This is a genomic window from Pontimicrobium sp. MEBiC01747 (assembly GCF_053601635.1).
This window is the reverse complement of record NZ_JBSHNS010000447.1, coordinates 1-16,160: the sequence shown is the minus strand read 5'-3', so window position 1 is coordinate 16,160 and position 16,160 is coordinate 1. Positions and strand designations below refer to the sequence as shown.

Annotated in this window: 16 protein-coding genes; 3 read left to right on the top strand and 13 right to left on the bottom strand. The window is 30.5% G+C overall.

Annotation, left to right across the window (positions count from 1 at the left end):
* The 5 genes from ACVC2P_RS14765 to ACVC2P_RS14745 form a co-directional block, all read right to left on the bottom strand.
* Positions 1-2,228: aconitate hydratase (locus ACVC2P_RS14765; protein ID WP_452599224.1), on the bottom strand; the 2,228-nt coding region annotated here is incomplete at its 3' end.
* 513 nt (positions 2,229-2,741) lie between these two features.
* Complete coding sequence (locus ACVC2P_RS14760; RefSeq protein ID WP_452599223.1) at positions 2,742-3,695, bottom strand: AAA family ATPase; 954 nt, start codon at positions 3,693-3,695, stop codon at positions 2,742-2,744.
* Positions 3,696-3,707: 12 nt separating this feature from the next.
* A complete protein-coding gene (locus tag ACVC2P_RS14755) occupies positions 3,708-5,132 on the bottom strand; it encodes a peptidylprolyl isomerase (RefSeq protein WP_452599222.1) in 1,425 nt (474 codons plus the stop codon).
* Entirely contained in the window at positions 5,116-5,940 is an 825-nt protein-coding gene (locus ACVC2P_RS14750; protein ID WP_452599221.1) for a peptidyl-prolyl cis-trans isomerase, read from the bottom strand. Before ACVC2P_RS14750 ends, ACVC2P_RS14755 begins: the two co-directional genes overlap by 17 nt.
* A gap of 30 nt (positions 5,941-5,970) precedes the next feature.
* Positions 5,971-7,893 (bottom strand): peptidylprolyl isomerase, encoded by a 1,923-nt coding sequence (locus ACVC2P_RS14745; RefSeq protein WP_452599220.1) that lies wholly within the window; start codon positions 7,891-7,893, stop codon positions 5,971-5,973.
* A 273-nt stretch (positions 7,894-8,166) separates the two neighbouring features.
* On the opposite strand from ACVC2P_RS14745, the gene ACVC2P_RS14740 reads away from it, so the two are divergent.
* Genes ACVC2P_RS14740 through ACVC2P_RS14730 form a run of 3 tightly spaced genes read left to right on the top strand, consistent with a single transcriptional unit; the run spans position 8,167 to position 9,385 of the window.
* Positions 8,167-8,622: an SRPBCC family protein gene (locus tag ACVC2P_RS14740; protein WP_452599219.1), complete on the top strand. Its 456-nt coding sequence runs from the start codon at positions 8,167-8,169 to the stop codon at positions 8,620-8,622.
* On the top strand, positions 8,615-8,851 hold the full coding sequence (locus ACVC2P_RS14735) for a hypothetical protein (RefSeq protein ID WP_452599218.1): 237 nt from the start codon (positions 8,615-8,617) through the stop codon (positions 8,849-8,851). The genes ACVC2P_RS14740 and ACVC2P_RS14735 overlap by 8 nt, the downstream gene beginning before the upstream one ends.
* Positions 8,852-9,385 (top strand): GNAT family N-acetyltransferase, encoded by a 534-nt coding sequence (locus ACVC2P_RS14730; RefSeq protein WP_452599217.1) that lies wholly within the window; start codon positions 8,852-8,854, stop codon positions 9,383-9,385. It abuts the gene before it with no gap.
* A 78-nt stretch (positions 9,386-9,463) separates the two neighbouring features.
* Here ACVC2P_RS14730 and guaB read toward each other — a convergent pair whose 3' ends face one another.
* The 8 genes from guaB to ACVC2P_RS14690 form a co-directional block, all read right to left on the bottom strand.
* A complete protein-coding gene (guaB, locus tag ACVC2P_RS14725; protein WP_452599216.1) occupies positions 9,464-10,933 on the bottom strand; it encodes an IMP dehydrogenase in 1,470 nt (489 codons plus the stop codon).
* Between the two features lie 95 nt (positions 10,934-11,028).
* Positions 11,029-11,736 carry an Insecticidal toxin complex protein gene (locus ACVC2P_RS14720; protein ID WP_452599215.1) on the bottom strand — a complete coding sequence of 236 codons (708 nt, stop codon included), beginning with the start codon at positions 11,734-11,736 and terminating at the stop codon, positions 11,029-11,031.
* A gap of 131 nt (positions 11,737-11,867) precedes the next feature.
* Positions 11,868-12,116: a hypothetical protein gene (locus ACVC2P_RS14715; protein ID WP_452599214.1), complete on the bottom strand. Its 249-nt coding sequence runs from the start codon at positions 12,114-12,116 to the stop codon at positions 11,868-11,870.
* A gap of 119 nt (positions 12,117-12,235) precedes the next feature.
* Positions 12,236-12,385, bottom strand: a complete 150-nt coding sequence (locus ACVC2P_RS14710) for a hypothetical protein (RefSeq protein ID WP_452599213.1) — start codon at positions 12,383-12,385, stop codon at positions 12,236-12,238.
* An 84-nt stretch (positions 12,386-12,469) separates the two neighbouring features.
* Complete coding sequence (locus tag ACVC2P_RS14705; RefSeq protein WP_452599212.1) at positions 12,470-12,973, bottom strand: ferritin; 504 nt, start codon at positions 12,971-12,973, stop codon at positions 12,470-12,472.
* Positions 12,974-13,053: 80 nt separating this feature from the next.
* Positions 13,054-14,043 (bottom strand): ABC transporter ATP-binding protein, encoded by a 990-nt coding sequence (locus ACVC2P_RS14700; protein WP_452599211.1) that lies wholly within the window; start codon positions 14,041-14,043, stop codon positions 13,054-13,056.
* Between the two features lie 110 nt (positions 14,044-14,153).
* Positions 14,154-15,794, bottom strand: coding sequence for an ABC transporter permease (locus ACVC2P_RS14695; protein WP_452599210.1), 1,641 nt, complete (start codon positions 15,792-15,794; stop codon positions 14,154-14,156).
* 2 nt (positions 15,795-15,796) lie between these two features.
* Positions 15,797-16,160, bottom strand: a 364-nt coding sequence (locus tag ACVC2P_RS14690; protein WP_452599209.1) for an extracellular solute-binding protein, incomplete at its 5' end; no start/stop codon positions are given.

The window sequence follows — 16,160 nt, the reverse complement described above, 5'->3', positions numbered from 1 at the left end:
TCATTATACCATTCTATTTGAGAATCGTTATATGTATGATTTAACATAATAGTGTCTTTACTTCCATCTGCATGAACAACTTCTAATGTTAATTGTTTTGCTGGTGCAAACTCATGTAAATCTACAAAGTTAAATGTATCGTCTTCTTGAATTAAATCGTAATCATTTTCATTAGCAAAAGTTAATCCTAACATCCCTTGTTTTTTAAGGTTTGTTTCGTGAATTCTAGCAAAAGATTTTACAATTACAGCAGCTACACCAAGATGTCTTGGCTCCATTGCTGCATGCTCTCTAGAAGATCCTTCTCCGTAGTTATGGTCTCCTACTACTACTGTTTTTACTCCGGCTGCTTTATATGCTCTAGCTGTATCTGGTACACCTCCATAATCTCCTGTTAATTGGTTTTTAACAAAGTTTGTTTTTTTACCAAAAGCATTTACAGCTCCTATTAAACAGTTATTGGAAATATTATCTAAATGTCCTCTAAAACGTAACCATGGTCCAGCCATAGAAATATGATCTGTAGTACATTTACCGAAAGCTTTTATTAATAGTTTAGCTCCTTCTATAGTATTACCTATTGGTTCAAAAGGTGTTAATAATTGTAATCTTTCTGATGTTGGACTCACAACAACTTCAACACCACTACCATCTGCAACTGGTTCTAAGTACCCATTATCTTTTACTTCAAAGCCTTTTGGTGGTAACTCCCATCCTGTTGGCTCATCGAACATTACTTCTTCTCCGTTTTCATTAATTAATTTATCTGTTAACGGGTTAAAATCTAAACGTCCTGCTACTGCTATTGCTGCTGTTAATTCTGGTGATGCAACAAAGGCATGTGTATTAGGGTTTCCATCTGCACGTTTAGCAAAGTTTCTATTAAAAGAGTGTACTATACTATTTTTTGGTGCATTTTTAGGATCACTATATCTAGCCCATTGACCAATACATGGTCCACATGCATTAGTAAATATTTTGGCGTCAAGTTTTTCGAATATTCCTAGGATTCCGTCTCTGTCTGCTGTATATCTTACTTTTTCAGAACCTGGATTAATTCCTAATTCTGCTTTCATTTTTAAACCTTTATCTATGGCTTGTTGTGCTATAGATGATGCTCTAGATAAATCTTCGTAAGATGAGTTTGTACAAGATCCAATTAATCCCCACTCTACTTGTAGAGGCCAATCGTTAGCTGTTGCTTTTTCAGTCATTGAGCTTCCTACTTCTGTAGATAAATCTGGTGTGAAAGGACCGTTTAATAATGGCCCTAATTCTGATAAGTTTATTTCTATAACTTGATCAAAATATTGTTCTGGATTTGCGTATACTTCTGGATCTGCTGTTAAATAATCTTTTACTTGATTTGCTGCATCTGCAACGTCTGCTCTTTCTGTTGCACGTAAATAGCGCTCCATAGACTCATCGTATCCAAATGTAGATGTGGTTGCTCCTATTTCTGCTCCCATGTTACAGATAGTTCCTTTTCCTGTACAAGACATAGATGTCGCTCCAGGTCCAAAATATTCTACAATAGCACCTGTACCTCCTTTTACAGTTAAAATTTCAGCTACTTTTAATATAACATCTTTTGGTGCTGTCCATCCAGATAATTTACCTGTTAATTTAACACCTATTAGTTTTGGAAACTTTAATTCCCAAGCCATACCAGCCATTACATCTACTGCATCTGCTCCTCCAACTCCAATTGCTACCATTCCTAATCCACCAGCGTTTACTGTGTGAGAATCTGTACCAATCATCATTCCTCCTGGGAATGCATAATTTTCTAATACTACTTGGTGAATAATCCCTGCACCTGGCTTCCAGAATCCAATACCATATTTATTAGATACTGATTCTAAGAAATTAAAAACTTCGCTACTAATATCGTTAGCGTTTTTTAAATCTGTTGCAGCTCCATCTTTAGCTTGTATTAAGTGATCGCAATGTACAGTTGTTGGCACAGCTACTTTGCTTTTTCCTGCTTGCATAAATTGCAATAAAGCCATTTGTGCTGTTGCATCTTGACATGCGATACGATCTGGTGCAAAATCTACATAATCTTTTCCTCTCTCGAAAGCTTTAGTCGGTTTTCCGTCCCATAAGTGATTATATAATATTTTTTCTGAAAGTGTTAATGGTTTACCTACAACGTCACGTGCTGCATCAACACGCTCTGCCATTTGGCTGTAAACCTTTTTTATCATATCGATATCGAATGCCATATAGTAAAAATTTAAGGTTGTTTTTATTTTTTTAAAGTCTTGCAAATTTACAAAATTCTATAGAATTTAAAAAATATATAAGGAAATTGAGAAATGTTTGAGAATTAATCAATAAAACACCTTTTTAACAACTTAATTTTACTAATACGGCAAAATTACAATTAAAAAAATATTAAATTAACAAGTGGAAATGTTTTATTATTTGTAAAAAATAAGAATATTATGTTCTTTATTGAAAATACTTAGTCTTAATTTAATAAAGATTAGCTTGATTTTTTAAATGTTATTGTAGAACCATCTTGACTTTTCTATTTCCTAAAAATGGCTCGAATTTTGTTATTTTTTTACTTGTAGTAATACTATGACTTGTCAAAAAATGTTCAATCTGAACAAATTTTATCTCAATTGCGGTTAAAAAATAAAAAGTTAAAATAAGTTTGCATAAAAAAACATCAAAACTTTAATTTAAAAGCTTTGATGTTTATTTTAATATATTATAGTATATATTGTTTGTTAGAACAGTGATTTAATAATTTCTTCTTCTGTAATGCCTTCTGCCTCTGCTTTGTAATTTTTTATCATTCTATGGCGAAGTATACTTGTAGCTACTGCTTGTACGTTTTCTATATCTGGTGAGAATTTACCATGTATTGCTGCATGTGTTTTTGCTGCTAATATTAGGTTTTGTGAGGCTCTAGGTCCTGCACCCCAATCTATATAGTTTTTTACTAGGTCTGAAGCTGCATCACTATTTGGTCTTGTTTTACCTACCATAGTTACTGCGTACTCAATAACATTATCTGCTACAGGAATACGGCGTATTAAGTCTTGAAAATCAATAATTTCTTTGGCTGTAAATAATGCATTTACTTTTGGCTTAGCATTACTTGTAGTTGCTTTAACGACTTCTACTTCTTCTTTAAATGATGGATAATTTAAATGTATTGCAAACATAAAACGGTCTAATTGCGCTTCGGGAAGTGGATATGTTCCTTCTTGTTCTATTGGGTTTTGTGTTGCTAATACAAAGTATGGTAAATCCAACTTATAATGGTGTCCTGCAACTGTAACTGCACGTTCTTGCATAGCTTCTAATAATGCTGCTTGTGTTTTAGGTGGTGTTCTGTTTATTTCGTCTGCTAAAATAATATTAGAAAAAATAGGCCCTTTTATAAACTTAAAATTTCTACTTTCATCTAGTATCTCACTTCCTAATATATCGCTAGGCATTAAATCTGGTGTAAATTGTATTCTTTTAAAATTTAAACCTAATGCTTGTGCAATGGTATTAACCATTAGCGTTTTTGCCAAACCTGGTACTCCTATTAGTAATGCGTGTCCTCCCGAAAAAATGGAGATTAATATTTGATTTACAACATCGTCTTGCCCAACTATTACTTTGGCTATTTCTTGTTTTAAATCGTTATATTTTTTTACTAATTGATTTACTGCTGTTACGTCTGACATTCTTTTTTATGATTATTTTTTTAACCAATTACTATTAAAATCGCATTTTCTATAATCTCCACTTACTTTTATGTAAGTGTTTTCTATAGTTTCATCTTGCCATTTATCTATAGCTTTTATTCTTTTTTCGTTTAATGCTAATTCTTTTATTTTTAAATAGTCTCTAGAATAGTCTGCTTCATGTTCGTCTACTCTATCTGTAATGCTTAAAATTTTAAATTTAGAGTTTCCTGTTCTGTCTTGGTCTTGTATAACTCTAGAAATCTCTCCATCTTTTAAGTTTTGTATTTGTGCGTATAATTCTGGATCCATTTTAGTTAATTCAAAATTATAATCTTGTGTTGCTGGGTTAATTAGTTTTCCGCCTTGAAACTTTGTTTTTACTTCATCACTAGATTCTCTTGCTGCTTCTTCAAAAGTAATGTTACCTTCTAGTATATTTTTTCTAACGTTTTCTAATCTCTCCTTTGCTTCTTGTATGGATTTAGAAGATACTTCAGGTATTCTTAATATGTGGCGTATATCGTATTCTTGTCCTCTAATTTTTTCTAAATATATAATGTGGTATCCAAATTCTGTTTTAAAAGGCTCTGATATTTCTCCTTCTTGTAAAGAAAAGGCTACTTCTCTAAACTCTTTTACCATTCTTGGGCGTGCTCTATTTAAGGTATAAAACCCTCCTGTTCTTTTAGATCCTGGATCTTGTGAGTATAATACTGCTTTAGAACGGAAGTTTGCTCCATTTTCTTCTATATCTGTTTTAAACCCTTTTAATTGGTCTATTACTTTTTGTTTTTCTTCTAATGTTACTTTAGGTTCTATTACAATTTGTGAAACTTTTAATTCTGTTCCAAATACTGGACGCTCTTCTTTTGGTATTCTATTAAAAAATAAGCGTACTTCTTCTGGTGTTACTTCTATTTCATCAACTATTTTTTTCTGCATTTCTGCAACAAGTTTTTGAGTTCTGTTAATTTCTATCATCTCCTCTCTTAAACTTTTCTCGTCTTCTTTTCTGTATAGTTTTAATACTTCGTCTAACGATCCGTCTAGTCTAATTTTAAACTCTTCTATTTGCTGATTAACAAAACTTCTTATTTCTGCCTCACTTATTACAATACTATCTTGAATTGCTTGGTGTGCATATAATTTATCTTCTAAAAGTTTTCCAAACAATTGACATTCTGTAAAGTTTTCTAGGTTAGCGCCTCTTAATTTTAGTTTTTCGTATTCTAAGGCTACGTCTGAGTCTAAAACAATATAATCTCCTACTACTGCTGCTACTCCATCTATTTTTTGTGTTGTAAACGGCTTTACACTGTCTTGCTTTTTTACTTCATTAGTTTCTTCTATAATTTCTTGTGCTACTAATCCTTGTGCTACAAAAAAAGTTAAGCTTAACGCTATAATGTGTTTTAAGTTAATTGTAAATTTCAAAATGTTTATTTTTAATGGCATCGTTTGTAATGTCTTGTTTTAACTTTTTAATGAGTTCCAACTTACGTTTATTTACCACTATTTGGTCTATTGTAGGCTTTACATATTCCAAAGGAGCTGTGCTGTTTCTTAGTAGAACATCATTAATTTGCATCAAATATAGTCCTAATGAATCTTTGAGTTGTATAAAATTAGATTTTTTTAACAGTTCTCTTTTATTTTCCTGTTTTATAACTGGTATTTTATTTACTACTTGATTTAAACGAATCCATACAGAGTCGTTTAATGAGTAGGATTTAAACTGAATGGAAATAGAGTCTAACTCTTTTTTATCTTTTACTTCAAAACGCTTAAACTTCTTTTTTATGTCTTCTATATCCAATCGGTTATCATCTAAATTAATATACCTAAATGTAATTAATTCTTCATTTAATTTAAAGGCTTCTTTATTTTTCTCATAATATGAAGCGGCTTCTTCTTTAGAAACTACAGTATCTAAGTTTTTATATACTAATGCTTCTAAATAGGCTTTACTGTAAAGGTCTATTTTATATTGTTCGACAAGCTTATCAAATTCTTTTTGCGTGTCTTCTTTTAGATTTAGTTCTGCACCACTTACTAATAATTGTTTTGTTGCCCAACGATTAATCATATCGTTTACAATAATGGTACTGTCTGCTTTTGTGTAATTTTCGGGTAAAACATCTAAAATGTCTTCCTCGTATAAAAAGTGTTCATTTACTCTGGCTACAGCATTTTCTTGTGTAGTTGGGGTAAAATACTCACAAGATGCTAGTAGTAGCAACAATAATATGTAAGGTATATTTTTAATAACTATTTAATTTTTAATGTTAGCTTTTACAGTTTTTAAAGTGTTTTTATTAATTGTAACATTGTATTTGTTAGCTAATTCTTTCACCCAATTTTCTTCTTTAAATGTTTGATAATCGCTAATGACCCTGCCTTTGGTTTCGTCGTAAGTTTTAATTTGTTTTGGTAATATCTCTTTAACTTTAACAACTATATAGGCATCGTTATGCTTATATATTTTTGATACTCCTTTTTTAAATTTAAACTTTTTAGGTAGTGCTTGATGGTTGGCCTCCATTTCGTCTTCTGTAAAGCTTACGTTTATTTTTTCTTCTGTATTTACAGCTTTCTTAATTTCGTCAATAGTTTTACCAGATTTTAAAAGTTTAGCAACCTTTTTTATATCTGCCTTTTTAGCTGATGATGCTACAATTCCATTTATACGCTCTTTAAAAAAGTAATTTTTTTTATGCGTGTTGTAGTATTCTTTTAATGCTATAGAATCTGTTGTTGCTGCATTCCATATTTCGGTTTCCATTAAATCGAATAATAGTAAGCCATCTCTATATTCTCCTAAAATTTGTGCATAATCTTCGTTGTCATGTTCTAAGTTATCTTCTTGATATCTTAACAATTCATAATCAAAATAACGCTTGTATACTGTGTTAATTACATTATCTACATTTTTTTCTGTAGAGCGTTGTCTTTGACTTTTTAATAAAAATTGGGCAAAATCGTTATTTGTTAATTGTCTATCTTGTATTTTTAGTAATGGTTTATCTGCTTCAAAATTTGTAGGCAAGCTCCATCTTCCACTTAAATAAGCATTATTAATAATACTTTTAAAATAGGCTATTCCAGATTTATTTTCCTCAATTGTGTATTTAGACTTTAATTTACTTATTCGCGAATCGTTAATAAGCTTTGATCTAGAATCTCTTTTTATTTTATTTTCTAAGAATCCTTTTACTTGTTTAAATGGCTCTCTTTCTTTTTTACTAATTAATTTTACTACATGCCATCCAAATTCGCTTTTAAAAGGTTTAGATACTTCTTTTTCTTTTAAGTTAAAAGCTACATCTTCAAAAATTTTAGAGCTTAATTCTCCACTTGAAAATGGTTTTAATGTTCCTCCCTTATTAGCTGAGCTTTTATCTTCTGAAAACTGTTTAGCCAAAGATTCGAAAGCTTCACCTTGTTCTATTCTTTTATATATTTCATTAATTTTAGTCTCGTCGTCTTTAATCATTATGTGGGCTACGGTAACTTGACCTCTAGATACTCTTCTATCTAAAACGGTTAAGACATGATATCCAAAACGGGTTCTAAAAGGTTTTGACACCTCTCCTACTTTTGTATTGAATGCAACGTTTTCGAAATTATAAACCATTTTAAAAGCAGAAAAATAGCCTAAATCCTCAGCGAAAATAGTTTTTCCGTTATGCACATCTCTTTGCACAGCTTTGTATCCCTCCTTTATTACACGGTCTCTTAATTTTACAATTTGATTGTATGCTTTTAGCGTATCTTCTGGAGTTGCATTTTCATCTAACCTAACTAGTATATGGCTAGCATCTACTTCATAGCCCATTCTATCATAAGCTTCTTCTACTAATGCATCGGTTACCTTAGTATCTGTTAAATAGTTTTTAGATAGTTGTTTTTTATAGCTATCAAACTCTCTTAGGTAATTATCTTTTTTATCTAGTCCTAAAGCTTTTGCTTCTTGAAGTTTTAATTTGTAATTAATGAAAAGTTTTAAGTACTCGTCTACATCTTTTTGCGATTCATCTTTTACCAGTTCTAGGTTTTTATTATAAACTCTAATAAACTCAGACGCATAAACAGGTGTGTCTTCTACAGTAAAAAGAATTTGTTTGTTATTACTTTGTGCTGTTAAAGATTGCACAAATACGACACTTAAAAAACATAATACAAATTTAATTTTCATAATCTTTTTTTTGTTTTTGCAATGGTTACAAAAATAGCAATATTAGCCTATAATACAAGTATATTACCTAACGTTACTAAAGTTTATTTAGTGTTCTAAATTGTTTTTTTAATTATAGCTAATTCTGTTCTTATTTGATTCCTTTCATTCTTAAAAATATATTCTTCATTTTTCTTTATTTTCACAGTGTTTTTCATCAAAAAAAACTACTTTAACGCCCGATTAATTAGATTATTTTATTTTTTTATAAATTACCCCAAATTATTTTATTAGATGAAGTATACTTCTGAAATAATCGTTAAAGTATCGCTTGATGACTTTATTAAAAAACTGGACAATCACGATAACATGAAACATTGGCAGCGTGGATTAACTAGTTACGAACACCTTTCTGGTAACCCTGGTAAGACAGGAGCAAAAATGCAATTAAATTACACGTTTGGAAAAAGAAAAATGTCTCTTACTGAAACTATTGTAGATATTAAATTGCCTCATAAAATGTATTTAAATTATGATGCTCCAGGTATGCATAATATTCAAAAAAACTCTTTTTCGGAAACAGCAGATGGGCATACCAAATGGGTTTCTAAGAGTGAATTTATTGCTACAAATTTTAAAATGAGAATGCTTACTTTATTAATGCCTAGTATATTTAAAAAGCAATCCATGAAATATTTAACTGATTTTAAAAATTTTGCCGAAAATGGCATATCTGTTCTAGATGCGTAAACTAAAATTAATATGGGATTTTCGTGGTCCTGATGCATTAAAAATAGCTGAGCATCACGAAATTCATTTAAAAGAATACATTGCTTTAGAGCAATTATCTATAAATATTACTGGTTTTGAAACCATAAATACTGCTCATGCTATTGCTTATATGGTTGTTAATGATGAGGAAATGAAACCTGTTAGAGATGCTTTAAAACCTCATAGAGGTCAATTATATTTAGAATAAATGATGAACTTATCTGTTAGACCTATACAACATAAAGATATAGATGCTTTAGCTAATTATTGGTTAAAATCTAGTGATGAGCACCTTATAAAAATGGGGGTGGATTTGTCTAAGCTTCCTAGTAGGGAAGATTTAGTTTCTATGTTAAATTCTCAATTAGATACGCCAATTGAAAACAAAAAGTCATTTGCACTTATTTGGCTACTTAATGGTACAGCAATTGGGCATTGTAATGTAAACCAGATAGAATTTAACAAACAAGCTTTTATGCATTTACATTTATGGGAACAGCAAACAAGGCACAAAGGGTTAGGTACACAATTAGTAAAATTGTCTATTCCTATATTTTTTAAAGCTTTGCATTTACAGCAATTATTTTGCGAACCTTATGCTTTAAATCCTGCTCCAAATAAAACATTAGAGCGTATTGGTTTTTCGTTTGTTAAGGAACATGTTTGTATTCCGGGGTATTTAAATTTTGAGCAACCTGTAAAACGTTGGGTTTTTAATAAAGAAAAATTAGCTCTTATTTAAACATTTTAAGAGTCCATACACATAAAAAAAAGCAGCAATTATAATTATAATTGCTGCTTTTTTCACTTTTAAAATTATCTATCTAGAATAATTAGGTGCTTCTTTTGTTATTGTTACATCATGTGGGTGACTTTCGTTTATTCCTGATGCTGTTATTTTTACAAAACGTCCTGTTGCTTTTAATGTTTCTACATCTTTTGCTCCACAGTAGCCCATTCCTGCACGTAAGCCTCCTATAAATTGGTGAATACTTTCAAATAATTCTCCTTTGTATGGTACTCGTCCTACAATACCTTCTGGTACCAGTTTTTTAATATCGTCCTCTACATCTTGGAAATAACGGTCTTTACTTCCTTTTTTCATAGCTTCTACAGACCCCATACCTCTATACGATTTAAACTTTCGCCCTTCGTATATAATAGTTTCTCCTGGAGATTCTTTAGTTCCTGCTAAAAGTGAGCCTAACATTACACAATCTGCTCCTGCTGCAATAGCTTTTGGAATATCTCCTGTATAACGAATTCCTCCATCTGCTATAACTGGTACTCCGCTTCCTTTTATTGCTGCTGCTACTTCTAGTACTGCTGAGAATTGAGGGAACCCTACTCCTGCAACTACACGTGTTGTACATATAGATCCTGGCCCAATTCCTACTTTTACTGCATCTGCTCCTGCTTCAACTAAGTATTTAGCTGCTTCTGCAGTTGCAATATTACCCACTACTACTTCTAATTCTGGAAATTGTTTCTTTATGTCTTTTAAAACGGCTACGACTCCTTTAGTATGCCCATGTGCAGTGTCTATTATTATAGCGTCTACTCCTGCTTTTACTAATGCAGAAGCTCTTTCTACTGCGTCTCCAGTTACTCCTATTGCTGCAGCAACTCTTAAACGTCCATAATTATCTTTATTTGCTATAGGCTTTTGTGTTACTTTAGTTATATCTCTAAATGTAATTAATCCTACTAGTTTATCACCTTCAACAATTAATAGTTTTTCTATTTTATTTTCTTGAAGAATTTTTTCGGCATCTTTTAAAGAGGTTCCTACTGGAGCTGTAACTAAATTTTCACTCGTCATCACCTCTACAATAGGTCTTTCGTTACGGTGCTCGAAACGTAAATCTCTATTGGTAACGATTCCTTTTAGTAAACCGTTTTCGTCTACTATTGGAATTCCTCCAATACTATGTTCTTTCATTTGCTGTTTTGCGTCCGATACTTTAGCTGTAAGTGGTAACGTTACAGGGTCTATAATCATTCCGCTTTCTGCACGTTTTACTTTACGTACTTTTTGAGCTTGCTGCTCTATCGTCATGTTTTTGTGTAGCACACCTATACCTCCTTCTCTTGCCATAGCAATTGCCATTGCACTTTCAGTAACTGTATCCATAGCTGCAGATACAATAGGTACATTGATAGTAATGTTTCGTGTAAATTTTGTTTGAATGTTTACTTCTCTGGGAAGTACTTCGGAAAAAGCTGGGACTAATAGGACATCGTCGTAAGTTAAACCTTCTCCTACTATTTTGTTTTCGTGTGCTGTCATTGCAATTAGAATTAATTGCAAGCAAATATACGTCTTTATTATTACTTATTTTGTTTATATAAACGAATTATTTTATATAATTTATAAATTAAAAATTAGTTTATCTTTTTCATTTTACAATATTCTCTAAGTGTGTAAAGCCCATAATTATAACGGTCTTCTGCTATAGAAATGTTTCCTTTAAATCTAATTGGTTTTGGTACTACTAAACTATACAGAAATTGCCCTTTAGCTATTCGACTAATTGTTTTTAAAGTTTTTTGGTCTACTGTACTGTATATTTTTTCTAACCAGCTATATTGTTCTTCATATAATATTGCTTTGTCCCATTTAAGTGCGTCGTCTCCTTTAAAAATAGTTTTTGAACTATTGATTTCTGACAGTTTTTTAAATGCATTTTTAAAAACGACAGCACTTCCTTCTACTGCATATATTTTTATCTTTTTTTTAGCGAATGCATTGTACGGAAAGACTTCTACTAAGTGAAGTTTTTTAGATATTAAATAAGCCATTGCTGGCCAAACTACTTCATGTCCTTTACTTTGTAACTTAAAATGCATCCAACGATAAAAGTCTCTTCGCTGTACAATATTCTCATATTCTTGATACAAATTATGTTTTAAATTGTACGTGTTTGCCTTTTGCCAAATTAAAGTATTATGCTTTCTATCGTATTTTAACCAATCGGATGCTGTTAAGGCTTTATTGTTTGTAGCTTTCTGATAGTTTCTTAAACTACTCCACTCTTTACCATGTATGGTATTAAAGAAACATAATAACAATAAAAGGACTATATATCTCATACAACTAAATAGGAATGTAGCATAAAAATACACAAATTAAATTATGATTTTTTATGGAGTCTATATATTGATAGAAACAAAAAAGCGACTCATTTAAATAAGTCGCTTTTAAGTCTATTTTATTTTTTTACTTATGCTGTTGCATTTTGTGGTGCCCATTGTGAGCATAACATTCCTGGAGCTGCTTTTTTAGGATTAGCACAGGTAGTACTTTCATAACGGACACAGGTTCCACAGTTTGGATCATTTTTTAAAGCTGCTTTCATTTCAAAACTATCACATGTATAGCTCCTACTCACTTTTACTCCATGAACTTTACACATTTTGTTGTCGCTTAAATTATCGCAATTAATGCAACTATTTCCAATTCTTATAGACATAACTTTTTCTTTTTAATTAATATTACTAAAGCTATGCATTATTAAATTTAGAACAAATACAAATAACTAATTTACAGCTGTTTATATTTAGACTGTTTTAAAATAATATGTTTTTTATATTATTTAACTTTTGGGCATCGTTTGCAGTTAGATTTTCCTTTTTTCTTATATTTTTTGCAACATTTTTTTTTCTTTCCTTCTCCACAAGAAAACATGCATGGAGTATTAAGCATCATTAAAGAAGGTTCTGAAATAATATTTGTTCTCATTATTTTTATTTATTCTAAATAAAAACAAATTTACAAAAAAAAAGATTTCAAAAAAGAAATCTTTAAAATATATGCAATAATAAATTAGCCTTTATCTTGCGAAGCTGCTATGTTATTTATATCTCTATCAAACAAATAGTGTCCAGATTTATCGCTTCCTATTATATTTAACTTATCTAATAGTGTTCTAGCCATAGCTTCCTCTTCTAGTTGTTCTGTAACATACCATTGCATAAAGTTATGTACATTATAGTCTTTGTGTTGTAAACATTCATATATAATATGATTGATTTGTTCTGTTACAAAAACTTCACTGTTTAAGAATTTCTCAAAAAGCTCGTTAAGCCCCTCAAATGATGATTTTGGTGCATCTAATTGCGGAATTATTACTTCTCCTCCACGTTCGTTAACAAACTTAACTAATTTAGTCATGTGTAATCGTTCTTCTTCAGATTGTTTATAGAAAAAATCTGAAACACCATTGTAGCCTTTTGCATCAGACCATGATGCCATTGCTAAGTATTGCATAGAAGCTTGAGCTTCATATTTTATTTGATTATTTAATAATTGTTCTATTGAAGTATTCATTGCTATTTAATTTTTTAACAAAGTTAATGAAGTTTTAAAGCTTACTGTAATATGCTTATAAATAAATTATTTAAGTTTTATTATTCAAAATTTAAAAGGTTTTTTGATTTAAACCCTATTGTGACATCTTTTTTTAATTTTGTTTTAGACTGAAAATGAATTAAAGTTCCATTTTCTAGTGCTGCTGTATTAAAATAGTATTTTCCAAGAAAAACACTTTGTTTTAGTATTACTGGTGTTATATATTTTGTTATTTTATTTACTATAATATGTTCTAATCTTAGTGCGTATTGCTTGTTATTATAATTATTATAATTAAAACAAGAAAGGTCTGTACTGCTTAATTTAATTACCGGACTAAATAAAGACGCCACATAAAAATTATTTGGTTTTTTATATAATTTTTTTGCTGTGCCGTATTGAACAATTTCTCCTTCTTTTAACACAACTATTTTATCTGCAATTGCTATTGCATCTTTCATATCATGTGTTACAAAAATTGTAGTTGTATTGGTTTGTTTTAAAATACTATGTATTTCATCTCTTAACTGCATTTTTAATATCACATCTAGATTACTAAATGGCTCATCTAATATTAACAGATTTGGCTTTAATGCCAAGGCTCGCGCCAAGGCTACACGTTGCTGTTGCCCTCCAGAGAGTTGATGCGGATATCTTTTTTTAAATTCCTGTAAACCTACTAGTTCTAATACGTATTGAATACGTTTTATTTTATCTTCATTTTTAGAAACGCCATATCCTATGTTTTCAAAAACTGTAAGATGAGGAAATAAAGCGTAGTCTTGAAAAACCATACCTATATTTCTTTCTTCTGGTGGAATAAACACCGAATCATTAGCAACAGTAATTCCGTTTAGTTCTATACTTCCTTCCTCTTGTATTTCTAATCCTGAAATAATTCTTGTTAATGTTGTTTTACCACTTCCACTTTCTCCAACTAATGCAATAATCTCACCTCTTTTAATAGATAAATTAATTGCATTGATAACTTTAAGTTTTCCTTTATTAAAGGTTTTAAAAAGCGATGTTATATTTAAAATGGTTTCCACTTTATTTTACGTTATTAAATAGCACTTTTGGCTGACCGTATTTATTAGTTTATATAAAATTATTTCTATATTCTTTGTAATAGCGTTACTTAACTTATTTATTTACTTTTTTAACTCCTTCCATTTAAAATAAGCCTGTTCAACAAAATTACGGGTAAAACTCCTGTTATTATAATGCATAATGATGGTAATGCCGCTTCCATTATAAGTTCGTCACTAGCATATTCGTATGCTTTTACTGCCAATGTATTAATATTATATGTTTTTAATATAAGAGTTAATGGTAATTCTTTCATAGTATCTACAAATACGAGAACAAAAGCACTAAATATGCCTGATTTTAATAAGGGGAAATCTATTTTGAAAAAACTTTTTATATTTCCTTTACCTAATAGTTTTGATGCTTCAGATAGTACATTTCCAATTTTTAAATGATTTGCTTCTATTGGGTTGTATGCTACTGCAAGAAACCTAATAATATACGCATATAGTAAAACAAAAATACTCCCATTTATAATAAGCCCAATATCTATATTTGCCAACTGCTTTAACGCTTTAAGTAACCATTTATCAAAAGCCAACGTAGGTATCATAACACCTATAGCAATTACTGCCCCAGGTATAGCATAACCTAATATGGCTATTCTAGAACTCTTTTTAAGACTTTCTATTCTATTCCATTTTGGTAAATAAAGAATTAGCAATGCAAATACTACGGTTAGTAAAGCGGTTAATAATGATAGCCCCAAACTTTGTAGTGCTATTGTAAAAAACGATACTGAGGCAACGGTTTTAAAGGTTAAAAAAGACCAGTAAATTAATTGTACGACTGGTAATACAAAGCCTGCAAAAATTGGAATACTAACTATAATGAAAAGTAAAGCTTTGTTTTTTTTAGATGTTTTAATTTTTGGTAATTTTATACTACTCTTGGTTGTTAATGCATAACTTTTGTTTCTGCGTTGATAGCGTTCTAGTATTATAATAATAAAAACTATAAGTAATAAAACAGCTGATAAATAAATGGCTGTAGCGGGTTCTTCTAATGCAAACCATGTTCTAAAAATTCCAGTAGTAAATGTACTAACGCCATAATACTTAGCTGCTCCATAATCGTTTAAAACTTCCATTAACACTAGCGTTAAACCTCCTATTATTGCTGGTCTAGCTACTGGTAATACTATTTTAAAAAAAGTAGTTCTTTCTCCTGCTCCTAAGGTTTTAGATGCTTCTATTAGTCTACCCGATTGATATAAAAAAACGGTTCTAGCACTAACATATACATAAGGAAACAAAGAGGTGCTTAATACTAATATTAACCCTAGAATATTAGTAATATTTATTTTCCAACCTGTCATTCCAAGAGGTCGTAAAATTAATTCTAGAGTTCCTCCATAATCAAAAAAACCAGCGTATGTATATGCCGTTATGTAAGAAGGTATTGCTAATGGTAATATAAGTAACCACTCTAAAGCTTTATGAAATGGCAATTTATAACGGCTTACTATCCATGCCGAGGAGACTCCAAACCATAGTGTTAAAAGTGTGCAACCTATAATTAACCATAAGGAGTTAAGTGAATACTCTAATAATACATTTTTCACAATATGATTCCATGTCTCTCCTGGACCAGAAAACAGATTAAAAAATATAGTGATTATGGGTAAAGCTATAAAAAGAACAATGGCCAATGTATAAATTGACCATTTATTAAAATCTCTTTTAAAATATGTTTTGTAACGTTCTTTCAATTTTATTTCCAGCCAGCTTCATCAAATAATATAACTGCCTTTTTATTGTTTTTTCCTAATATAGATAAGTTTAAGGCATCTTCTTTAAAAGTTCCCCAAGATTTTAGTAACTCTGAAGGCTCTACTGCTGGGTTAACTGGATATTCGTAATTTGCTTCTGCAAATACTTCTTGCGCTTCTTTGCTTGCTAAAAATTCTATAAATTTTATAGCGTTTGCTTTATTGGGTGCGTATTTTGCAACACCTGCGCCACTTATATTAATATGGGTTCCTCTGTCTTTTTGATTAGGAAAAAATAAACCAACGCCTTGTCCTGCTTTTACTTCTTCAGGGTTTTTAGATTTTAATAGTTTACCAATATAATAG